The sequence below is a fragment of the Ensifer sp. LC384 genome, from assembly GCF_001695865.1.
Taxonomy (GTDB): domain Bacteria; phylum Pseudomonadota; class Alphaproteobacteria; order Rhizobiales; family Rhizobiaceae; genus Ensifer.
In genome coordinates this window covers 171,426-194,325 of record NZ_MBST01000001.1, presented here as the reverse complement: position 1 = coordinate 194,325, position 22,900 = coordinate 171,426, and the positions used below count along the sequence as shown (strand labels likewise).

General features: G+C 63.3%; 18 protein-coding genes and 1 other RNA gene. 9 read left to right on the top strand and 10 right to left on the bottom strand.

The genetic code is table 11. From position 1 onward, the window contains the following. Positions 1–36 precede the first annotated feature (36 nt). Positions 37–711 (top strand): phosphoribosyltransferase, encoded by a 675-nt coding sequence (locus BC363_RS00985; RefSeq protein ID WP_065786815.1) that lies wholly within the window; start codon positions 37–39, stop codon positions 709–711. Positions 712–834: 123 nt separating this feature from the next. Continuing rightward, positions 835–1,497 (top strand): cysteine hydrolase, encoded by a 663-nt coding sequence (locus BC363_RS00980; protein ID WP_065786816.1) that lies wholly within the window; start codon positions 835–837, stop codon positions 1,495–1,497. 197 nt (positions 1,498–1,694) lie between these two features. Here BC363_RS00980 and BC363_RS00975 read toward each other — a convergent pair whose 3' ends face one another. Beyond that, entirely contained in the window at positions 1,695–2,888 is a 1,194-nt protein-coding gene (locus BC363_RS00975; RefSeq protein ID WP_065786817.1) for an adenylate/guanylate cyclase domain-containing protein, read from the bottom strand. A 194-nt stretch (positions 2,889–3,082) separates the two neighbouring features. Between BC363_RS00975 and BC363_RS00970 the strand changes: the two genes are divergently transcribed. Both BC363_RS00970 and BC363_RS00965 read left to right on the top strand, forming a co-directional pair. Then, the gene (locus BC363_RS00970; RefSeq protein ID WP_065786818.1) at positions 3,083–3,544 is read left to right on the top strand and encodes a GNAT family N-acetyltransferase; all 462 of its coding nucleotides are present in this window, start codon (positions 3,083–3,085) and stop codon (positions 3,542–3,544) included. Positions 3,545–3,594: 50 nt separating this feature from the next. Then, positions 3,595–4,041 (top strand): DUF488 domain-containing protein, encoded by a 447-nt coding sequence (locus BC363_RS00965; protein WP_065786819.1) that lies wholly within the window; start codon positions 3,595–3,597, stop codon positions 4,039–4,041. Positions 4,042–4,073: 32 nt separating this feature from the next. Here the strand turns inward: BC363_RS00965 and BC363_RS00960 are convergent, their stop codons facing one another. From BC363_RS00960 to BC363_RS00950, 3 genes are all read right to left on the bottom strand, one after another. After that, positions 4,074–6,518 carry a UvrD-helicase domain-containing protein gene (locus tag BC363_RS00960; protein ID WP_065786820.1) on the bottom strand — a complete coding sequence of 815 codons (2,445 nt, stop codon included), beginning with the start codon at positions 6,516–6,518 and terminating at the stop codon, positions 4,074–4,076. Between the two features lie 135 nt (positions 6,519–6,653). Next, entirely contained in the window at positions 6,654–7,058 is a 405-nt protein-coding gene (locus BC363_RS00955) for a carboxymuconolactone decarboxylase family protein (protein ID WP_065786821.1), read from the bottom strand. A gap of 72 nt (positions 7,059–7,130) precedes the next feature. Continuing rightward, on the bottom strand, positions 7,131–7,952 hold the full coding sequence (locus BC363_RS00950; protein ID WP_065786822.1) for a cyclase family protein: 822 nt from the start codon (positions 7,950–7,952) through the stop codon (positions 7,131–7,133). Positions 7,953–8,269: 317 nt separating this feature from the next. On the opposite strand from BC363_RS00950, the gene BC363_RS00945 reads away from it, so the two are divergent. Both BC363_RS00945 and BC363_RS00940 read left to right on the top strand, forming a co-directional pair. Next, positions 8,270–9,454: an efflux RND transporter periplasmic adaptor subunit gene (locus BC363_RS00945; RefSeq protein WP_065786823.1), complete on the top strand. Its 1,185-nt coding sequence runs from the start codon at positions 8,270–8,272 to the stop codon at positions 9,452–9,454. Then, positions 9,451–12,588: an efflux RND transporter permease subunit gene (locus BC363_RS00940; protein ID WP_065786824.1), complete on the top strand. Its 3,138-nt coding sequence runs from the start codon at positions 9,451–9,453 to the stop codon at positions 12,586–12,588. Before BC363_RS00945 ends, BC363_RS00940 begins: the two co-directional genes overlap by 4 nt. A 116-nt stretch (positions 12,589–12,704) precedes the next feature. On the opposite strand, the gene BC363_RS00935 is transcribed toward BC363_RS00940, so the two are convergent. Next, positions 12,705–13,145, bottom strand: coding sequence for a DUF1772 domain-containing protein (locus BC363_RS00935; RefSeq protein ID WP_065786825.1), 441 nt, complete (start codon positions 13,143–13,145; stop codon positions 12,705–12,707). 508 nt (positions 13,146–13,653) lie between these two features. Between BC363_RS00935 and BC363_RS00930 the strand changes: the two genes are divergently transcribed. Beyond that, complete coding sequence (locus tag BC363_RS00930) at positions 13,654–15,060, top strand: FAD-linked oxidase C-terminal domain-containing protein (RefSeq protein WP_065786826.1); 1,407 nt, start codon at positions 13,654–13,656, stop codon at positions 15,058–15,060. 183 nt (positions 15,061–15,243) lie between these two features. Then, positions 15,244–18,981: an AsmA-like C-terminal region-containing protein gene (locus tag BC363_RS00925; protein ID WP_065787027.1), complete on the top strand. Its 3,738-nt coding sequence runs from the start codon at positions 15,244–15,246 to the stop codon at positions 18,979–18,981. Positions 18,982–19,191: 210 nt separating this feature from the next. Here BC363_RS00925 and BC363_RS00920 read toward each other — a convergent pair whose 3' ends face one another. The 5 genes from BC363_RS00920 to ssrA form a co-directional block, all read right to left on the bottom strand. Continuing rightward, positions 19,192–19,983: a hypothetical protein gene (locus tag BC363_RS00920; RefSeq protein ID WP_065786827.1), complete on the bottom strand. Its 792-nt coding sequence runs from the start codon at positions 19,981–19,983 to the stop codon at positions 19,192–19,194. 470 nt (positions 19,984–20,453) lie between these two features. Further along, on the bottom strand, positions 20,454–20,690 hold the full coding sequence (locus tag BC363_RS00910; RefSeq protein WP_065786829.1) for a ribbon-helix-helix domain-containing protein: 237 nt from the start codon (positions 20,688–20,690) through the stop codon (positions 20,454–20,456). A 176-nt stretch (positions 20,691–20,866) separates the two neighbouring features. Then, on the bottom strand, positions 20,867–21,076 hold the full coding sequence (locus BC363_RS00905; protein ID WP_065786830.1) for a DUF4169 family protein: 210 nt from the start codon (positions 21,074–21,076) through the stop codon (positions 20,867–20,869). A 20-nt stretch (positions 21,077–21,096) separates the two neighbouring features. Further along, a complete protein-coding gene (locus BC363_RS00900; protein WP_065786831.1) occupies positions 21,097–21,612 on the bottom strand; it encodes an SspB family protein in 516 nt (171 codons plus the stop codon). Between the two features lie 111 nt (positions 21,613–21,723). Continuing rightward, positions 21,724–22,087: a transfer-messenger RNA gene (ssrA, locus tag BC363_RS00895) on the bottom strand. A gap of 156 nt (positions 22,088–22,243) precedes the next feature. Between ssrA and BC363_RS00890 the strand changes: the two genes are divergently transcribed. Beyond that, positions 22,244–22,552 carry a DUF2853 family protein gene (locus BC363_RS00890; protein WP_065786832.1) on the top strand — a complete coding sequence of 103 codons (309 nt, stop codon included), beginning with the start codon at positions 22,244–22,246 and terminating at the stop codon, positions 22,550–22,552. Positions 22,553–22,900: the final 348 nt, after the last annotated feature.

Here is a 22,900-nt window from a genome sequence, read left to right as displayed (position 1 = left end):
GTGTCAAAAGGCTTTCCGCTGATTGGGAGAGGCGACATGTTCACGGGACCGGTGTTGTTTGAGGATAGGGCCGATGCGGGCCGCCGGCTGGCGCAGGCGGTGGCGGCCGAGGCGCCGCCGGAGCCCCTGATAATGGCGCTGCCGCGTGGTGGCGTTCCGGTTGCCTTCGAGATTGCCATGCATCTCCACGCGCCGCTCGAGGTGCTGATCGTGCGCAAGATCGGCGCACCGGGCCATCAGGAATTCGGCCTTGGCGCACTGGTCGATGGCGAAGAGGCGGAACTGGTGCTGAACCGCGAGGCCGTGCGCCTGGTGCGGCCGCCGCGTGGCTACCTCGCCGCCGAAACCGAGCGCCAACGCGCCGAGATAGCAAGGCGGCGCATACTCTATCTCGGTGACCGCGAACCGCTTTCGCCAAAGGATCGCAATGTGGTGCTCGTCGATGACGGCATTGCCACCGGCGGCACGATCCGCGCGGCGATCGAGGCGCTGCGCCGGACCGGTGTCCGCAGCCTGCTGCTGGCGGTTCCCGTCGCGCCGGCCAGCGCGATCGCGCGCCTGCGGTCATCGGTTGATGGCATCGTCTGCCTCTCCACCCCCGCCTTCTTCCGCGCCGTCGGCCTGCATTATCGCGACTTCGAGCAAACCTCCGATGCCGAAGTCATGGCGCTGATCAGCAAGGCGAGGACAGGCGGGGACGGAGACGCTTGAGGTGGCGCTGCCACCACCATCATCTGCTGCCGGCCGTATTGAAACCTTGGAACCGCCGCGCCACATTGCCGGTGCTTGATTGAAGCGTGGGACGGCCGCCTGAGGAGGGGGCCGGAAGGGGGAATGATGGCAGTTTCACTGGAAATTGGGAAAACGCTTGCCGATTTTTGCCGGCCGGACCGGATGGCGCTGGTCGTCTACGACATGCAGGTGGGGATCGCCAACCAGGTCAAGAATGGCCCGGCGATCCTGGCTGAGGTGCTGAAGGTTCTGGAGACGGCACGGGCCGGCGGCTATCCCGTCATCTTTCTGCGGCACCTGTCGATGCCGAAACCGCTGATGGGCGCGTTCCAGTTGCGCCAGGCAATGGCCTGGCAGCGCACGGATGATCCTGATGCGGTGAAGCCCTGGTTCCTGCGTGGCACGCCGGGCTTCGAGCTGGTGCCGGAACTGGCGCCGCGCGAGGGCGAAGCGATCCTGGACAAGATTACGTTTTCGGCCTTCGAGGGCACACCACTGGCCATCATCCTGCGCGATCTCGGACTGACCTCGTTTGCCATCTGCGGCATCGCCACAGAGATCGGCATCGACCCGACCGTGCGCCATGGCGCCGACCTTGGGCTTGTGCCGATCGTTATCCGCGACGCCTGCGGTGCCGGACACCATGAGGCGGGCGAGCGCTCGATGGACAACATCGCCTTCATGGGCGACGCGATCCTGACCGGCGTCGATGAGATCATCAATGTGATGGCAAGAGATGAGGTCGCCATGCCGGGTGCCGCCTGACCGTCCGGGTCAGCGACCGCCAGATCGCTGCGCCGCTTCGTGGATTTGCGCCAGGCGCCTGACACTGCCGGCGGCGGCAACGTGCCGCAAGGGGCGAAGTCCGCTGCTAGCGGGCTACTGCATAATTCCTTAAATCGGAATCGATTTAAGGACAAAATTATGCAGCAACTCAAAGTGTTACAGCGACCTTTGCGCGTCTAAATAGACGCGCGGCGCTGTAGGCTCATGCGCCATGTTTCCGTATCGCCAAATCCCTTGATGTTGGTGATTTCGCCGGCTTCAAACGCGAATTTGCCGTCGAGGGCGGCCTTGACGTCGCGCGTCGTGACGATGCACCCGGCGTGGCCGATCGCATCGAGCCGTGCCGCAAGGTTCACCGGTGCTCCCCAGATGTCGTAGGCATAGCGGGTGCGGCCCAGCACTCCGGCAGTGACGGATCCCGAGGCCATGCCGATGCGCAAATGCAGCACGACCCCGTGCGTCCTGCCGACATTTTCAGCGATCTCGAACGCGAGGAAGCCGAAGCCGGCGGCTGCCTCCACGCTATTGGGATGGGCGCTTGGTACGCCCGCTGCGGCCAGATAGGCGTCGCCGATCGTTTTGATCTTCTCGACGCCGAACCGGGCTGATGCCGCGTCGAGCTGCGAGAAGAAATCGTCGAGCAGCGCGACCGTCCGTTCCGGACCGAGCTCGTTGGAAAGCCTGACGAACTGAACGATATCGATGAGCAGCACCGCCGCCGTATCGAATTTCTTGATCGTGGCGGCGTGGTCATCTCTGCGCAACTGTTCGACGATCTCGGCGGGCATGATCGACAGCATGAGATTGCTCAGGCGCATCTGGGCATCGCGCGCCAGCGTGAGAGCATAGTGCATGGTCGCGAACATCAGAAGGGTGACGGTCAGGATCGCAGAGGCGTTGACGAGCTGGAGGAAGCTCTCGTCGGCATAGATACCGGGCAGTGGCATCGGAAAGGCGATGCCGCCCACGATGATCACAATGGCGGTGAGGAGGCCGAGGCTGGCGACCATCCTCCAATGGTCCAGGTTCAATATTGCAAATGCGACGGGTGTGACGCCCAGAAGATTGAATAAAACCCCGGAGTCCCGGCCGAGATGCGCACTGACGACCGTGAGTGCCACGGCACATATGGTGAACTCCCAGAGTGCCGATGCTCTCTTTCCAAACCGATGGAACAGAGGTGTGATGGTGGCAGCGGTCGCGAGCAGAACATTGCAAACCACCAAACCCTGCAGGCTTGGTTGCTGGAAGAGTGCGTAGATGACAGCGAAACCACTCGACGAGACTGCAATAACGGCTGCCGCCAGATTGGCGACCAGTATACCTTGCCGATCGGCCTCGCGCGCTTCTGTCAGGCCCAGTTCCGCCAACCAACGTGTCGTGCTTGTCCAAGACATGTCGCCGCTCGCATTTTGATTGTTGAGACAGGCATTTCGCAATTACATTAGGTGAGTGTAATATTTCAATTTGCAGGGGAAAAGTCAGTCTCAAAGATGCGCTGCGCGCACAATTCGCAGATGCTGGGAGCGAAGCCATATTCGCCGCCAAAGAGCAGGATAGAGACATGACCGACGCAGTTCGCATCCGCCCGCTTGCCCGCGGCGACTACGAGCAGTGGCTGCCGCTCTGGGATGGCTACAACGCCTTTTATGGTCGCTCGGGTGCAACGGCGCTCGATCCTGATATCACCGCGATGACCTGGTCGCGCTTCTTCGATGCCTACGAGCCGATGCATGCGCTGGTGGCGGAAAGCGAGGGGCGGCTGGTCGGGCTGACGCATTATCTCTTTCATCGCAGCACGACGTCCATCCACCCCAATTGCTACCTTCAGGATCTCTTCACCAGTGAAGCTGTGCGGGGCAAGGGCGTCGGCGCGGCCTTGATCGAAGGCGTCTATGCGGCGGCGCAAGCGGCAGGCTCGCCGCGCGTCTACTGGCAGACGCACGAGACCAACGCCACCGCGATGGCACTTTACGACAAGGTGGCGGAGCGTTCGGGCTTTATCGTCTACCGCAAGATGGTCTAGGCTTCAGCTTCGCCGGGGCTGTGTGACAGTGGGCAACTGGGGTGAGCGCCATGGAGAACGTGCAGGTTTCGACGATCGGCTTCACCAAGTCATCGGCCGAAGATTTCTTCGATCGCCTGCAGAAGGCCGGTGTCAAGACGGTTGTCGATGTGCGGCTGCACAACACCTCGCAGCTTGCCGGCTTCGCCAAGGCCAATGACCTTGCCTTCTTCCTGAAACGGATCGGAGGCATCGACTACGTGCACCAGCCGCTCTTCGCGCCCACCGAGGCGATCATGAAGGCCTACAAGACCGACAAGGGCGACTGGAAGACCTTTTCGCGAGACTTTCTCGATCTCATGGCGGAGCGCAAGGTCGAGCAGCACGTCAAGCCGGAGGCGCTGCAGGGCGCCTGCCTGCTCTGCGCCGAGGACAAGCCGCACCGCTGCCACCGCAGCCTCGTCTGCGAATACCTGAACGACCATTGGGGCGGGCGTCTTCGCGTCGAGCACCTGTAGGGCGGCCGATAGCCGCCGAGGGCTTTACCCACTCACACCTTCTCGACGAACCCGTCGAGCACGCGCTTCTGCCCGGCCTTGTCGAAGTCGATCGTCAGCTTGTTGCCTTCGATCGCCGCGATGTTGCCGTTGCCGAACTTCATGTGGAAGACGCGGTCGCCGACGGTGAAGCGTGAGGGCTCGGTGCTGGTGGATTTTGCCACCAGCTCGCCGTCGATGGTACGACCGCGCGGGCCGCTTTCGCCGTAGCCGATGCGCTCGACGGCGTGGCCGGAGCGCGAGCCCCAGTTGTCGCGTGTCGCGTCCGAGCGGTGCTGCTGGGCGCGCTTCCAGCCGGGGGTGGAATAGTTGTTCTGGAACGGATCGGCCTTGTCGAAGCGTGACTGGCCATAGCCGCCGCGGCCGTAGCCGCCATAGGACTGCTCGGTTTCGGCGACTTCGACATGGGTGATCGGCAGCTCGTCGAGGAAGCGCGAGGGCATAGTCGATTGCCACAGGCCATGGATGCGGCGGTTGGAGACGAACCAGATGTGGCAGCGGTGTTTTGCCCGGGTGATGCCGACATAGGCGAGGCGCCGTTCTTCCTCGAGGCCGGAGCGGCCGCCCTCGTCGAGAGCGCGCTGGTGCGGAAACAGGCCTTCCTCCCAGCCGGGCAGGAAGACCGTGTCGAACTCCAGCCCCTTGGCCGAATGCAGCGTCATGATCGACACGGCATCGAGATTTTCGTTCTGCTCGGCGTCCATCACCAACGAGACGTGCTCGAGGAAGCCGCGCAGGCTCTCGAAGGCTTCCATCGAGCGGATGAGTTCCTTCAGGTTTTCAAGCCGGCCCGGTGCTTCGGCGGACTTGTCGTTCTGCCACATCGCCGTGTAGCCGCTCTCATCGAGGATCTGCTCGGCAAGCTCCGTATGCACAGTGGTCTCGAGCAGGCTCTGCCAGCGGCCGAAATCGGCGACGACGTCGAACAGCCCCTTTCGAGCCTTCGGCTTCAGCTCGTCGGTCTCGATGATGTCTTTGGCTGCGGCGAGCATCGGGATGTCGCGGGCGCGGGCATAGTCGTGCAGGGTGCGAATGGTGGTGTCGCCAAGGCCGCGCTTCGGCGTGTTGACGATGCGCTCGAAGGCAAGGTCGTCGGCCGGCTGGCAGACGAGGCGGAAATAGGCCATGGCGTCGCGGATCTCGAGCCGCTCGTAAAAGCGCGGACCGCCGATGACGCGGTAGTTCAGCCCGAGGGTGACGAAGCGGTCTTCGAACTCGCGCATCTGGAACGAGGCGCGCACCAGGATCGCCATGTCGTTGAGCTTGTGGCTCTTGCGCTGCAGCTGTTCGATTTCCTCGCCGACGGCGCGGGCTTCCTCTTCGGAATCCCAGGCCGCGTGCACCTGCACCTTTTCGTCACCAGGGTCGGTGCGTTCGGTAAACAGCGTCTTGCCCAGCCGCCCCTCATTGTGGGCGATCAGATGGGCGGCGGCACCGAGAATATGCTCGGTCGAGCGGTAGTTGCGTTCGAGCTTGATCACCTTGGCGCCGGGGAAATCCTTTTCGAAGCGCAGAATATTGTCCACTTCCGCGCCGCGCCAGCCATAGATCGACTGGTCGTCGTCGCCGACGCAGCAGACGTTCTGCGGCACGCCCTTGGCCCGCTGCGCCAAAAGCCGCAGCCACATGTACTGCGCGGTATTGGTGTCCTGATACTCGTCGACGAGGATGTAGCGGAACTTGTCGTGGTATTCCTTCAGCACATCCGGATTGGTGCGGAACATGCGGATCGGGTGCAGCAGCAGATCGCCGAAGTCGCAGGCATTTAAGGTCCGCAGGCGGTTCTGGTAGGCGGCGTAGAGCTCGCGGCCCTTGCCGTTGGCAAAGGCGCGGGCGTCGCCCTCGGGGATCTGCGCCGGGTCGAGGCCCTTGTTCTTCCAGCCGTCGATCATGCCGGCGAACTGCTTGGCCGGCCAGCGCTTGTCGTCCAGACCTTCGGCCTGGATGATCTGCTTGATCAATCTGACGACGTCGTCGGTATCGAGAATGGTGAAGTCGGAGCGCAGGCCGACGAGTTCGGCGTGGCGGCGCAACAGCTTGACGCCGATCGAGTGGAAGGTGCCGAGCCAGGGCATGCCCTCGACCGCGTGACCGACGAGCACGCCGATGCGCTCCTTCATCTCGCGCGCCGCCTTGTTGGTGAAGGTCACGGCGAGGATCTGCGAGGGGAAGGCGCGGCCGGTGGAAAGAATATGGGCGATGCGGGTGGTGAGCACACGGGTCTTGCCGGTGCCGGCGCCAGCGAGAACAAGCACCGGGCCATCGAGGGATTCCACCGCTTCGGACTGTTCCGGATTGAGGCCGGAGAGATAATCCGGGCGCTGCTGGCGGTCGCGGGCCGCCATGGCGCGCGCGGCGATGCCGCCCGTTGCCGGTGCCTGCTTGCGCGGGGCCGGCTCTTCGTCGAAGAAGGGAATGTCGTCGAAACCACTCATCATGCGGCTCAATGTAGTGATTCGGAGGCGAAAGGCCAGAAAGGATGTTCTTCTTTTATTCCGTTTTCTGCGCCAGCCGCACCAAGCCTGTGGAAAGACAGGCGATTTCGAAGCCGCTCATTCTCCGCCCACCCGCCATCAGGCCGTCCGGTCGAAGGCGGCGTCCACCGGCACCTGCAATGCGGTTGCCAGCTGGTTGGTTCTGGCGGCAAGCGAGATCACCCGCAAGAGATCGGCGTGCTCGGCGTCAGTCATGCCCTTGGCTCTGGCGGCGGCCGTATGGGAATGGGCGCAGTAGCCGCAGCCATTGCTGACGGAAACGGCGATGTAGAGCATTTCCTTGACCAGCGGATCGAGTGCGGAGGGCGTTGCCATCACCGCCTTGACGTCGCGCCAGGTCTGCTCCAGCAGGTCGGCATCGAAGGCCAGCCACAGCCACATATTGTTGATGAAATCCGATTTGCGGGTGGCGCGGATGTCGTCGAACACCGCCTTGACGCGCGGGTCTGATTCCGGATTGGCGGGCGGGGCGATGGTGCTCATGGTCTCTCCGAAAGGGGATGCGTCATGGGATGCTTCCGGCGACCGAGAGCCGCCGGATCGGCAGGCGAAGGTTTAGACGAGCGCAAAGACGCGGGCCGGGCCGCCGGTGCCGCCGCGATGTTTCGGCGCGCCGAGGACGAGAGTGGCGCCCTTGGCCGGCACCTTGTCTAGGTTGGCAGCCGCCTCCAGTCCCCAGCGGCCTTCCGGCAGCCAGGCATAATGGGTGGCGAAATCGGGCGAGGCGCCGTGGTCGAGCGAAAGCGTGTCGACGGCGATGCCGGCCGCCTTGGTTTCCTCCAGCAGATATTTTGCCGCCTCGACGTGGAAGCCGGGAAAATGCAGCTTGCCGCCGCCATCGGCGTTGCGGAACTTGTCGGTGCCGAGATGGGTGGCCCAACCCGAGAGCATGGCGACGCAGGCGTTCTCCGGAATATCACCATTGGCGGCGACCCAGGCCTTGATGTCGTCGGGCGTCAGTTGCGCGTCGGCGTCAGTGGATGCCTTCGGGCGAATGTCGACGACGCACAGCGGCACGACCAGCTTTTCGACCGGCAGATCGGCGACCGACAACCCATCGGCCGAAAAATGCAGCGGCGCATCGACATGGGTGCCGGTATGCTCGTTCACCCTGAGTTCGAACAGGTTGAACTTGTCCTTGGCGTAGCTGAATTTTTGCTCGCGGAAGAATTGCTGCTGGCCGAAGAAGGTCGGGAATTCCTCGTAGAGTTCGTGGGTGAGATCGGTGACGCCGGTGTGGCCCTGGGCGAGCGCCGGTGGGGCGATGCCAGCACTTGCCGCCGCGATGCCGGCCGTTCCGACGGCGGCTGCCTTGAAGAAGCTGCGGCGGGACAACATTTTCTGCTTTACGGATTCCATGACGCACGCATCGCACATGTCTTTGCTCCTCTCTCAAGAACCGATCGAAACCGAGCGGCAATGGCTGTCGGCGGTCGCAGGATACCTCAGTGGCAGTGCCTGTAAACGGTGATTGTCTAGTGCATTTCTGGGGAATAGCGCGGTGGTCGCGGCTGCCGCTGCGGTAATGGCCCGCACGTCATCATGCCGCCAACAAATTCGCTTTTATTACAATTGCGTAATGATGGCATTCCGCCGTTGCCCCCAAAGGTCCGAACAACGATACTCAGGGCAAATCGGAACGTTCCGCCGGCGCGTGCCGCGCAGGAGCGCGCTTTGCATATTTGGAGACATGAATGCGGGTTTGGAAACAGCTGGCGGTAAGCGCCGTTGTGCTTTTGGTGGGTGCCGGCGTCTGGGTGCGGTTCGTGCCCGGAGCAGGCGAAACGCTGGCGGCGATCGGTGTCTCGCATCCGTTGATCGATGCCATTTCCAAACAGGAAGGCGGCGCCGGCGGCGAAGGCGGCCAGGGCAATGGCGGACGCAGACAGGGCGGCAATGACGCCATCCTCGTCGTGGTGCGCCCGTCGGCGACATCCGTCGTCAACGACCGGCTGAACGCGATCGGCAATGGCGAGGCGATCCATTCCGTCACCGTGACGCCGACGGCCACCGGCAACCTGACCGAAATTCTCGTGCGCTCCGGCGACAAGGTATCCCAGGGCCAGGTGATCGCCAGGCTCGACAGCGACGACCAGAAGATTGCCGCCGACCAGGCGCGGCTGACGCGCGACAGCGCGAAGGAAAAGACCGAGCGTTACCGCAATCTGAGCAACGCACGCGCGATGACCGCCGTCGAAGTGCGCGACGCCGAAATCGCCATGCAGGCGGCCGAACTGGCACTCAAGACCGCCGAGCTCGACCTCAAGCGTCGCGATATCGTCGCGCCTTCCAAGGGTGTCGTCGGCATCATCACCGTCAATGTCGGCGACTACGTCACCACGACGACGCCGATCGCCGTGGTCGACGACCGTTCGGAAATCCTCGTCGACTTCTGGGTGCCGGAGCGCTTTGCCAACAAGATCGTCGTCGGCCAACCGGTGACGGCGCACGCCATCGCCCAGCCCGGCAGCCAGCTCGACGGCGTCATCCACGCCATCGACAACCGCCTGGACCAGGCAAGCCGCACGCTTCGCGTGCGCGCGCGGCTGGAAAACCCTGACGACACGTTGCGGGCCGGCATGTCCTTCTCCGTCACCATGGCCTTCGATGGTGACACCTATCCGACCGTCGATCCGCTCGCCATCCAGTGGAGTTCGGAAGGCTCCTATGTCTGGCGCGTCAATGGCGACAAGAGCGAAAAAGTTTCGGTCAAGATCATCCAGCGCAACCCCGACAAGGTGCTGGTCGATGCGGCCTTGAGCGAAGGCGACGAAGTCGTCACCGAAGGCGTGCAGCGATTGCGCGACGGCGGCGAGGTCCGCATTGCCGGGCGCGAGCGCCGCGATGCCGCGCAGAAGGTCGCGGAGGAGGTGAAGTGAGCGGCGCGAAGGAACCGGGCCACCAGACCGCGCGCGAGGCCGGCAAGACCGGCTTCACCGCACTTTTCATCCGCCGGCCGATCTTCGCCCTTGTGGTCAATACGCTGATCGTCGTTGCCGGCCTTGCGGCCTGGAACGGCATCGAGATCCGCGAGTTGCCGCAGGTCGACCAGCCGGTCATTTCGGTAACGACGACGCTCGATGGCGCTGCGCCCGAGACCATGGACCGGGAGGTCACCTCGGTGGTCGAAGGTGCGGTGTCGCGCGTTCAGGGCATCAAGGATATCTCCTCGACCTCGTCCTTCGGCCGCAGCCGGGTGACGCTGCAGTTCTCCGACACCACCGACATCGGCCAGGCCGCCAATGATATCCGCGACGCGCTCGGCCGCGTGCGCAACCAGTTGCCTGAGGATGTCGACGAGCCGAGCATCGTCAAGGCCGACGCCGATAGCCAGCCGATCATGCGCCTGGCGCTGACCTCCGACACCATGTCGATGGAAGACATGACGCTGCTCGTCGAAAACGAGATCAGCGACCGCCTGGCCGCCGTCGAAGGGGTCGCCGACGTTGCCGTCTACGGCGACCAGGAAAAGATCTTCCGCATCGACCTCGACCAGGCCAAGCTTGCCGGGCGCGGGGTGACGGTGGCAAACCTCAGAACGGCGCTTGCCAACGCCTCCTATGACGTGCCGGCCGGCAAGCTGACCAGCGCCAGCCAGGACATTTCGGTGCGGGCGACGGCCGACCTGCAGACGCCGGAGCAGTTCGAAAACCTGATCCTGGTCAACAATGTCCGGCTGCGCGACATCGGCACTGTGACGCTTGGGCCGGATACGGGCACGACGGCGCTTCGCTCCAACGGTCGCCAGGGCATCGGCCTCGGCATCATCCGCCAGGCGCAATCCAACACCGTCGATATTTCCGAAGGCGTGCGCAAGGTCGTCGAGACGATCCAGACGCAGATCCTGCCGGAGGGCACCGAGCTCAAGATCACCAGCGACGACGCGGTGTTCATCAACGGCGCCATCCACGAGGTCGAGATCGCGCTGGGTGTGGCGATCTTCATCGTCACGCTCGTCATCTACCTGTTCCTGCTCGACTGGCGTGCGACGCTGATCCCGGCCATCACCATGCCGATCGCGCTGATCGGCACCGTGGCGGCGATCTACATGGCCGGTTTCTCGATCAACATCCTGACGCTGCTCGCCATCGTTCTGGCGACGGGGCTCGTGGTCGACGACGCGATCGTGGTGCTGGAAAACATCGTGCGGCGACGGGCCGAGGGGCTGGGCCCGCGGGCCGCGGCCGTGCACGGCACGCTCGAAGTGTTCTTCGCCGTGCTGGCGACGACGGCGACGCTTGCGGCCGTGTTCGTGCCGCTGTCGTTCCTGCCGGGGCAGACCGGTGGTCTCTTCCGCGAGTTCGGCTTCGTGCTCGCCTTCTCGATCCTGCTTTCGTCCTTCGTGTCGCTGACGCTCTGCCCGATGCTGGCGTCGCGCATGCTGACGCAGGAAAACCATGCGAAGCCGGGGCCGATGCGCCGCTTCGGCGCGCGTGCATCCGAGTTCTACCGCGTCACCTTGCGCGGCGGCCTCAATGCGCCGCTGATCGTCTTCGTCGTTGCCGCCTTCTTCACCGCCATGGGCGGCGTCGGCTTCATGACGCTGAAATCGGAGCTGACGCCGAGCGAGGACCGCTCGCAGGTGATGATGCGCATCAACGCCCCGCAGGGCGTATCGCTCGAATATGCGCAATCGCAGATGCGCCGGATCGAGGATGGGCTGCAGCCGCTGGTCAAATCCGGCGAGATCGACAACATCTTTTCGATCTCCGGCCAGGGCGGCTCGGCCAATAGCGGCTTCATGGTGCTGACGCTTGCTCCCTGGGAAAAACGCGAACGCAGCCAGCAGCAGATCGTCTCCGAGATCAACAAGGTGACGGCGCGCATCCCCTCGGTGCGGGTGTTTGCGATGCAGCCCAACAGCCTTGGCATTCGCGGCGCCGGCAGCGGCCTGCAGGTGGCGCTGGTCGGCAACGACTACACCAAGCTCGGCGATGCCGCGGCAAAACTCGTGCGCCAGATGGAAGACACCGGACGCTTCGAGAATGTGCGGCTGAACTACGAGGCCAACCAGGCGCAGCTTTCGATCACCATCGACCGCGAGCGCGCCTCCGACATGGGCGTCGATATCGGCGGCCTTGCCTGGGCGCTGCAGGCGATGCTCGACGGCAACAGTGTCGTCGACGTCTTCGTCGACGGCGAGTCCTACCCGGTCAAGCTTCTGTCCTCGACCAACCCGGTCAACGACCCGACGGATCTGCAGAACATCTTCCTCAAGGCCGGCGACGGCAAGATCGTGCCGATGTCGACCATCGCCAGCGTCGAGGAAACGGCTGTGGCGCCGCAGCTGTCGCGGGAATCCCAGCTTCGCGCCGTATCGCTTTCGGCAGGACTCAAATCCGACCTGGCGCTCGGCGAAGCGCTGACGATGGTCGAGCAGATGGCAGAACCGCTCTTGCCGCCGGGCTCGCGCATCATGCCGCTGGCCGAGGCTGCGACCCTCAACGAAAATGCCAACGGCCTCATCGTCACCTTCGGCTTTGCCCTTGTCATCATCTTCCTGGTGCTGGCGGCGCAGTTCGAAAGCTTCATCAGCGGCTTGATTATCATGGCGACGGTGCCGCTCGGGCTTGCCTGCGCCGTCTTCGCGATGATCCTGACCGGCAACACGCTCAACATCTACAGCCAGATCGGCCTGGTGATGCTGGTCGGCATCATGGCGAAGAACGGCATCCTGATCGTCGAATTCGCCAACCAGCTGCGCGACCGCGGCCAGGACGTGCGCACGGCGATCGAGAACGCCGCCAACATTCGCCTGCGGCCGGTGATGATGACGATGATCGCCACCATCGTCGGCGCGGTGCCGCTGGTGATGGCGAGCGGTGCCGGTGCCGAGGCGCGCATTGCGCTCGGCTGGGTGCTGGTCGGTGGTCTCGGCCTTGCGGTGGTCGTGACGCTTTACCTGACGCCCGTCGCCTATCTGGTCATTGCGGGGCTTACCAAGCCGCATGCGGACGAGGAGCGCAAGCTGCACGAGGAAATGGAAGCCGCAGCCGCGCTCGAAACGCGCTGAGCCTGACCACGACGCTCCCTCGTCGATCAAGACGCCAACGATGACGGCGCGCTACTGCATAATTTAAAGTGTTACAGCGCCGCGCGTCATATTCGACGCGCGGCGCTGTAGAAAACCTAACCCTGAAGACCGAGCCAGGCGGCGACAAGAAAGACTACCGCCGCGATCGCGCCGAGCGCACTCCGGCCGGCGTGAAGCCTGCCCCAGTGAAGGAGAAGCTCGTGGGTTTCCTCGTTCACCTCGTCCAGTCGCGTTGTCTCAAGACGCTGATTGACCGGCATGATCAACAGCATCGTGTAGGGCCAGTTCAGGATGATGATTGCTGCCCCTAGACCCCAGAGCGGATTGTCGCTCTGCCACCATGCGGCAGCGCCGAGCAGGCCCGAGATGATTGCGAGCGAGGCCTGCATCTCGAAACCTCGCCGGTAGGCCGGCACCCATTGGGCCAGGGCCGCGCGATCATCGAGGTGAAGCCTTGCCGGGTGTTCGGCCACGTTGATGTAGATGGCGGCGCCGAAGAATACCGAGGCGGTGAGCAAAGCGAGCAGACCGAGCATTTGACCTTCTCCTCCCGTCCTTCAGTATAATATGCCAAGGGCGGCCAAACGATAGGTGTTTTCTCTGAAATCGCATCTTTCGCGAGTGGCGCCAGGAAAAAGGGCCGCCCGGCGCTTTGGCAGGACCTTGTGACAGGCCGGTGCCGTCGGCAGACAACAACAACTGCATCGGTCCCGGCCTCGGAATCGATTTCAGGAGAAAATTATGGATGCGGGTTATCCGCCGCAAAACGAAAGCTTTGTGACACTCAGGTCTCACCGCCGGCGTTTTCACGCGATAGTCTGCCGGAGACGGCGTGAACGTCTGGACAAAGTGATTCCGATTTGCACAGTAGCGCCTTGAAATGAAAGCGCTTCCCTGAGGTCGGAACGGGGCGGTGCTGCTGCATAATTCCTCAAATCGGAATCGATTTGAGGAATTATGCAGCAAGTTTAAAGTGTTACAGCGTCCTTAGCGCGTCATGTTTGACGCGCGGCGCTGTAATGGCATGAAGAAGGGACGTTTTCCGTGGCGTTGAAGGCGATCAGAGCTGGCTCGAGAAACGAAACCGGGATCGACACCGTTAAGGCGCAGCTTGCCGCCCGATTCGGCGATCGGTTCCAGACGGGTGAGGCGATCCGCGCCCAGCATGCCCACACCACCACCTATATTCCGGCGCAGCTTCCCGATGGCGTTGTCTTCCCCGAAAGCGCCGACGAGGTGCGCGAGATCGTCGCGATCGCCGCCGCAAATGCCGTGCCGCTCATTCCCTTCGGCACCGGATCCTCGCTCGAGGGTCACGTCAACGCGCCGAACGGCGGCATCTCCGTCGACATGATGCGCATGAACCGGGTGCTCGAGGTCAACGCGGAAGATCTGGACTGCCGGGTCGAGCCGGGTATCACCCGCGAGGAGTTGAACACCTATCTGCGCGACACCGGCCTGTTCTTTCCGATCGATCCCGGTGCCAACGCCTCGATCGGCGGCATGGCCTCGACGCGGGCCTCCGGTACCAATGCGGTGCGCTACGGCACGATGAAGGACAATGTGCTGGCGCTGACCGTGGTGACAGCCGATGGGCGCGAGGTGCGCACCGCGCATCGGGCGCGCAAGTCGTCGGCCGGTTACGACCTGACCCGGCTGTTCGTCGGCGCCGAGGGCACGCTCGGCATCATCACCTCGATCACGCTCCGGCTCCAGGGCATACCGGAAGTCATCTCCGGCGGCGTCTGCCCGTTTCCGACGATTGCGGACGCCTGCAACGCGGTGATCCTGACGATCCAGTCGGGCATTCCGGTTGCCCGCATCGAGCTTTTGGACGCGTTGCAAATGAAGGCCTGCAACAACTATTCCGGCCTATCCTATGAGGAGACGCCGACGCTTTTCGTCGAATTCCACGGCAACAGCGAGAGCGTCGAGATGCAATCGAGGCACTTTGCCGAAATAGCGTCCGATTTCGGCTCTAGCGGTTTCCTCTGGACGACCAACCCGGAAGAGCGGGCGCGGCTGTGGAAGGCGCGGCACAATGCCTACTGGGCCCAGAAGAGCCTGATCCCCGGGGCGGCAATTCTCTCCACGGATGTCTGCGTGCCGATCTCGCGGCTGGCCGATTGCGTTGCGGCAACCCATGAGGATATCGCGGCGCACGGTCTGACGGCGCCGATCGTCGGGCATGCGGGCGACGGCAACTTCCATGTCGGCCTGCTGTTTAACGACAAGGACGCTGTCGACGTGGCGCGGGCCGAGGCCTTCGTCGAGCGGCTGAATGCGCGGGCGCTGTCGATGGATGGAACCTGCACCGGCGAACATGGTATCGGTCAGGGCAAGATGCCGTTTCTCGAAGCCGAACTCGGCGACGCGCTGGATCTGATGCGGCAGGTCAAGCGTTCTCTCGATCCGCAGAACATCTTCAACCCCGGCAAGATCTTCGCCTGACGCGAGGCGACGGGCGAGGGGAGGCGCGGCAAAGCAGCCGCCCCTCGGGGCGGCAGGCAACGCCCGCGCAATTGGTATGGACGAAGACGTCCAAATGTAATGGACGGAGACGTCCCTTTGGCGTTCATATGGGCGCAGACGGCGCCGACGGGCGCCTGAGAACTTGATGGGAATGTGGGCACGGTGCTTTCGCGAATTCTGGTTGCCATCGGCGGTCTTGTGGTCGTTGCGCTCTTTGCGGCGCTGATCGCCCCGTGGTTCATCGACTGGACGGGATTCCGCAAGGAATTCGAGCGCGAGGCAAGCCGCATCATGGGCAAGCCCGTCGTCGTCCACGGCAGCGTCGACGCACGCCTGATCCCGTTCCCGACCGTGACGCTCAACGATGTGCGCGTCGGCGGCCGTGACGCCGGCGAACCGCTGATCCAGGTCGCGCAATTCTCGATGAGTGCGGAGCTTGCGCCGTTCCTGAGCGGCGAAGCGCTGATCTTCGACATGCGTCTCGACCGGCCGAAGGCCAAGGTCCGGCTGCTTTCGGACGGCACGCTGGACTGGGCGCGCGGCGCGCGCACGGCAATCCCTGCCAAGACCGTGGTGCTTGAAAACGTCGAGATCACCCATGGCGAGATCGAATTCATCGACGAGCAGACCGGCCGCACCCGGCGCGTGACCGACCTTTCCGCCGATCTATCGGCCCGCACCTTGGCTGGCCCCTGGAAGGTGGAAGGCCGCGCGGCATTGGACGGCGAGGCCGGCAGTTTCGCCCTCTCCAGCAACGAGGTGGATGAGGCGGGCGCGCTCAGCCTCAAGGCGCGGGTGACACCGGACAAGCGCCCCTTCGGCATCGAGCTCGACGGCGCACTGAAGATCGTCGACTTCAAGCCGCTTTACGGCGGCCGTTTCACGCTGACGGAGAACCGCCCGGGGGGCGAGGCGAAGGATGTCGACGGCCGTGCGCCGCTGCGCATCAATGGCGATTTCCAGCTGACCAACGAGAGCATCCACGTGCCGGAATATCGCTTCGAGGTCGGCCCCTCGGACGATCCCTATGTGGTGACCGGCGAGGCGACGCTCGACACCGGCAAGGACCAGAAGTTCCTGCTGATTGCCGACGGCCAGCAGATCGACGTCAGCCGCATCGGCAATTCCGGCAACGACGGCAAGACCGGGCGCGACCCGGCAATCTCCATGCGTCAGCGGCTGGAAGCGATGCTGGCGATTGTCGCCGACATTCCAATTCCGCAGGTGCCGGGACGGGCTAGCCTGAAATTGCCGGCCATCGTCATCGGCGATACGACGGTGCGTGACGTGCGCATCGACGTGCAACCGGATGGCGCCGGCTGGGTGATCGACAATGTCGTGGCACTTTTGCCGGGGCGCACGCAGCTCGAGGCCAAGGGACGGCTCAACCTCAAGGGCCAGCGTTCCTTCCGCGGTGACCTGCTGCTGGCGTCCAACCAGCCTTCGGGCCTCGCAAGCTGGTTGGCGGGCTCCGTCGATCCGGCGATCCGCAAGTTGAAGACCGCGGGCTTTTCGGCAACCGTCAACCTGACGGACACGCTGCAGCAGTTCGAAAACCTGGAAGTTGCCGCCGGCGATGCGAGCCTCAAGGGGCGGCTCGAGCGCCAGTCCTTCGCCGAGCAGCAGCCGAACCTTTCGCTGCAGCTGAACGGCAATCGCATCGATCTCGAAGCCTTGCAGGCGCTTGCCGGCCTGGTCGCCGGCGACGCCTCGACCTCGACGCTGATGCAGCACGCGATCGCTGCCGACCTTTCGGCCGACGAGTTCTCCGCCTTCGGCGAAGACGCGCGAGACGTTCAGGCGGTGGTGACGCTGAAAAACGGCCAGCTACAGGCCGAGCGCGTGGCGATCGGCTCGCTGGCCGGTGCGCAGCTCGCCTTTTCCGGCCGCGCCAGCGGCGATCTCGAAAAGCCCGTCATTTCGGCCAAGATGAAGCTCGCGGCCAACGACCTGACACCGTTCCTGGACATGATCGGCCGGCACGCCGTCGATCATCCCGCTCTTCGCCGCCTGACCAAGGCAGGGCCGTACTATACGGACGCCGCCTTCGACGTAACGCTGACGGCCGGCAACAAGGAAGGCAACGCGCCGGCGACCTTCGGCATATTCGGCACGGCCAACGGCACCAAGATTGCCGCCAGCTATCAGGCGCCCGACATGGCCCAGGCGCTCGCCGGCAAGGGCATGCTGCTCGAAGCGACGCTCGAAAACCCGCAGACGCTGCTGCTGCTTGGGCAGGCCGGGTTCGATCCGTTGCCCTTCGATGCCGATGCCAACGGCATCCTCTCGGTCAAGCTGCAGAGCACCGATGGCAACAACGCCAATGGCACTGTGACCTTTACCACCGAGAAGACGTCGCTTGCCGCCAAGGGCAGCTTCGATCTCTCGCGCGACCATTTCCTTGAAGGCCAGGCCAAGCTGACGCTGCAGACGGAAGACCTTGAGCCGTATCTGCTGCAGCAGGGCATTGCCCTGCCGCAGACGGGCAGCGGCCTGCCGATCTCGGTTTCGGCCGATGTGGCGACGACCCCGGAGGCGATCGCCCTGACAACGCTCGAAGGCAGGGCCGACAACAACGGCTTTGCCGGCGCACTGACGATCGACCGCAAGGTCCCGGGCAAGGCGGAGGGCCAGATCAACCTTGCGACGCTCGACCTCGCCTGGCTCGCCGAAGGCATCCTTGGCCCGGTTCAGGACATGTCGAGCGGGGCGCTGTCGAAGGCGCCGGTGGCGCAGGCCGCCTGGACCGGGCTTAACGTGGCGCTCGACGTGCAGGCGGCCAGTTTCTGGCCGGGCTTTTACGGCGCCATCGGAAATTTTGCCGGCAAGATGGAGTGGAAGGGCGAAGAGATCGCCTTCACCGAGGCCACCGGCGACTGGCTCGGCGGCAAGCTCGAGGGCCGGGTGCAGCTCGGCAATGCCAATGGCTCCGGCTTCCTGCGCTCGCGGCTCGACGTCAAGGGCGGGGATCTGGCGCAGGCGGGCTGGATGCGTGCGGGCGCCCCGGTCGCGACCGGCACCTTCGACCTCTCGGTGGCGCTCGAGGCATCGGGTGCGAACGCGGAAGCCATGGCGCATTCGGCAAGCGGCTCGGGCACCGCGACCTTCAACGGCGTGACGCTCAATGGCGCCAACAGCGCGGCCCTGCCGCAACTGATGGCGACCGCCGATGCGCTGAAGACGGAGATTTCGGCTGACGCCATTCGTCAGGCGGCGGAGGCGGCGGTGTTTTCGGGCCAGTCGGTCGTCGGTGTCGTCAAGGTTCCCTTCAGCATCGCCGGCGGCGTGCTGCGGGCGCAGAACGTGACAGCCGCCGACGGCAACGCGGCCTTTTCCGGCGAGGCGTCGTTCGACCTTGCGGCAGAACGCATCGATGCCGGCATCGACATGACCTTCCGTGCGGGCGACGAGGCGCTGACCGGTGCCGAGCCGCGTGTGCGGCTCGGGTTTGCCGGCCTGCTGGCGTCGCCGGGCGTCAGCCTCGATGTTGCCGACCTCTCGAATTTCCTCTCGCTTCGGGCGTTTGAGCGCGAGCGCCGGCGCGTCGAGACGCTGCAGGCCAACGTGCTTGAGAAGCAGCGGCTGCGCCGCGAGGTGCAGCTCTACAAGGCAAAGGCGCAGGAGCGTGAAGTCGAGCGCCTGCGGGCGATCGCCGAGGAACGGCGGCGCGCGGCGGCCGCAGTCGAGGCAGAGCGTGTAAAGGCTGATCTCGCCGCCCGCGCCGAGGCAGCGCGCAAGGCCGCCGAGGAGGCTGCACGTGCCGAACGCGAGCGCCAGCAGCAACAGCAGCTGGGGGCACCATCGCAGGTGCAGCCGGGAACGGGCGAGGGCGAAGGCCTGCAGCGGCCAGGCGGGCAGGGGCTGAATTTCGACGTGCTGCCGGACATCACCGTCCAGTAGATTTGTGTGCCCCGGTGGATTTGTGTGCCACTGTCGCGTGGCGGCATTGCGTGGACAGGGAGTGAGGTCGCCACGTGTGACGTCGGTTGCGCAAGGCCGTGGCAGCGGGCTGATCGTCCCCGGGCTCGAACCAAACCATCGTGCTTCGCCGTGAAACTCGGCGGTCCGTAGGCTCGCGCCAGGGATCGCCGAGCCGCCATGTGCGGCGGTTCAGAAGTGGATGGCGACGCCCAGGATCGGTCCGTGCTGCACGGCGTCGAATTTGAAGCCGTCGTCGCTGTAGTCGACGCCGAGTGCGCGATAGCCGGCGACGGCCGAGATCGTATCCGTAAACTTGTAGCCGAGGCCCAGCGCTGCATCCCAGTCGAGGTCTGCACCGCCCGCGCCGACCAGGCCCCAGCCCGTCAGATAGATCTCGGGCGTGAAGTAGTAGGCGCCGCGCAGGCCCGCGACAGCATCGACCCAAGTCGCACTGTCGTCTCGGCTGATGCCACCGAGCAGACCACCGGAGAACGAAAGCGTCGTATCGACTGACCAGACTTTCAGGCCGCCGACGAAATCCAGATGGGACGATTGATCCTCGTAGATCGCATAACCGACACCAAGCAACCCGACGAAGGTCTGCGATTCGACTTCGACGCTATCGGCAAGAATGCCGCTCGGCGTGCTGCCGTCGGCCGACAGCTTGGAATAGATCACGTCGCCGAAGATGCTGTAGGGACCGTTGCGGGCCTCGCCCATGGCCATGAAGCCGAAATCGAGATTGTCCCAGATATCGCTGAAACTGGAATCGATGTGCACATCCGGGAGACCGAACTGCGCGGTATCGCCCGTCAGGCCTGCGATCCAGAAGTAGGGTGCAACGGTGAACTGCCAACCGCTCTCCGTCTCCTGCGGTTGCGCGGCAGGTGCAAGAAGGGGGGTGATATCGGCTGCGCTGGCGATGGCGGCCGATGACAGGGTCAAACAGGTTGCCAGACCGATCCGAGCATAGAGCTGCATGGGTTCCTCCCTCTCATGTTTCCTGAGCGTCAGAGGCTATGGCCGCTGACCGCCGTAAGATTGTTTGAAATTAGATAGTTCTAAACAAGTATATTCGTGTCGATTCCGGTGCTGGCTCGGACGGAATTGCGCGACATGTTGCGCCAAGTACACACAAAGCGGGAGGAGGCGGGTCAGCGCTGCAATTACAAGTCTAGTCTTTGGCCGATGGGGAGCTGGGCTTTTTGCGGAATGATGTGTCAACAACGGACAGGTCTTGGGGCCCGGATTTGGTTGGCGGACGGCGACCCTGGTCCAGTGACGACCAGCTCTATTTCGCCAGGAACACCGGACGCAACCGGGTATGCCTGGTCGAGTACTTGCGGCTGCCGGGCGATATCAAGGCTATGGCGAACCAGCTGCGCGAGGGTGTTGCCGGCGCACTGACAGACGCATTCGGGAGCGGCCTTGATGATCGAGGCGAGGAGCCGTCACGTGTCGCCGGCTGCTGACTGCTCTGTGTTCGACTTGATCCAGTCGAGAACGTAGACCCGGAGCGCCGAAGACAGGTTGCTGTCGGCGCCACGCGCATCGTCGATCTCGACGATCAGCTGCGCGATCGGCATGGCACGGGCGGCCGCGATCGTCTTCAGCTCCAGCCAGAACGGATCCTCCAGCGAGAAGCTGGTGCGGTGTCCGTGCAAGGTGGCGGAGTGTTTTCGGATCATCGCCGGAGCTCGCAGATTGATTCAAGTCGTTGGCGGTTTGATTCGGAAGGCGGGCGTAAGCGCTTGTGCCGGAATCGTTTTTGCGGTGTCGCGCATCAAATGGTGCGCGTAAGAGGCGCTCGCCTCAAGTCGATCCCGATCAGAAGCGCTATGCAGTGGTGGTCAAGCCCGACGGCTCAGTCCTCTGCCTCATCAGGTCGATCGCCGGCAGGCTCGCGGCGCCCCTGGTCAAGCGCCTTTGTCGCCTTCACGTTCAAGGCGTCGGTCAGCGATTTCTCGGCTTTGGTGCGGCCGAACGAGATACGGTTCTGTTCGGCCTGCTTTTCTTTTTCGGCGCGGGCATTGCGCTTGCGGAACTGGCGTAGATTGACGACGTCACCACTCATGCCGCGTCCTTTCGCTTGCCTCAGTTCTTCTTGCGGAAGGAGTCGAGCGAGACCACCGAGCCGCCGCCGTTCTTGGCGTCGCCGGATTTCTCCGCGTCCTTGGGCGGCACTTCGCCATCGGTTTCGGGCACGGGATAGGCGGTGATCTCCGCCGATTCGGCCTCTTCCTCTTCGGCCGTCGCCACGTCGAATTCGAGTTCGAAATTGACCGAGGGGTCGTAGAAGCCGCGAATGGCATTGAACGGAATGACGAGCCGTTCCGGCGTGTCGGAGAAGGAGAGACCGATCTCGAAGCCGGCTTCGGAAACCTTGAGTTCCCAGAACTGGTGCTGCACGACGATGGTCATCTGCTCGGGATACTTGGATTTCAGGTGCTGCGAGATGCGAACACCCGGCGCGCCGGTCAGGAAGGTAATGAAGAAATGGTGCTCGCCGGGCAGGTGGCCGGTGGCTGCAACCTCGGTCAGCACCTTGCGGATGACGCCGCGAAGCGCGTCCTGCGCCAGAATGTCGTAGCGAATGTGGTCCTGGCCCATGGGATTCCCGTCTTTCTCGAACTCAATTCTACTGTCGGCTTTCCATTGCCCGTCTCAATATGACGAGTCAATTATTCAAGCATCTATAGACCATTTCGAAGCGGGGGAGAAGGTGAAGGCTTCTGTTGCCAGGTGCCTTCGGACCCCGCCTTACGGTGCTACCCGGAAGGACTTGATTTGAAGTGTCGCACCGCCGTTAGGCAGCGAGACGTGCTTCAGCATAGTTGTCGTTTGCAACTATAAGTTTAGCCCGATAACGGTGGTACAATGCCGAGCAAAAAGTCGATCTTTACGCCCTTGTCGATCCTATTTCGCCCCCATCAAAAGCCGGTCATCGAGATATCGACCGGTTTTTGGTGGAGGCGCCGGGTACCGCCCCCGGGTCCAATGGGTTTATTTCACCGCCCGTTTATTGCCATAGCCGCCCGAAGACGGCATGTGTCATATAGGTCTTTCCGGCGCCCAAGAAAAGGGGGAGGAAGCGGATATATCGCTGCTTTTCCAAAACCCCTGACATGCCAAAAGCCTTGACATGATTGGCAGCCATGAAAAACTCCGGCGGCTGCACGCGGCTCGCCAAGGCATGCCGGGGCATGCTGCAGTTTTCGAGCAAGATCAATGTGGAGGCATCATGACCGACTATCTCGCAGATGTGCAGAAGTATGACAGCGGCGCCGACGAAGCTGTTGTGAACAAGATCGTGCGCCATCTCGGAATTGCACTGCGCAACAAGGATTCCTCGCTTGTTTCGGCTACCGACCCGAAGGAACTCGAGCGCGTCCGGGAAAAATGGTGCGAGAAAAAGCTCGGCATCAGCGGCGCGGAAGCGGATGCAGCCATTTCGGCCACGGCGAAGGCCATGTCGGCGGATCGCTCGAAGTCGCGCGTGACCTTCTATTACCTTGTGGCCAAGAACCTCGGTAAGCTGCAGACGCTCTAGATCACGCTGATTTTGGGTCGGGGATTTTGGGTCGGATCGACCCAAAATCATGAACGCGATCGATTGTCACAAGTGAAAGCGGGATGCGGGCGGAAAAACCGCGCGCACTTTTCCTTAATCCCGCCTTGAGCGCGGCTGAATTTGCGGGATAAACACCCCCAAGACATTGGTTTGCCGCCGGCTTCACCCTAAATTTGGGGCAACACGAATCGGCGGCGCAAGACCATGCAGCAATATCTCGACTTCCTCGACCATGTGATGACCAGCCGCACCGGCATCTTCCTCGGCGTGGCAAACTTTTCAGGGATAACAGTTCGATCTTCCGAACGAGCGCATTGACAGGCAAGG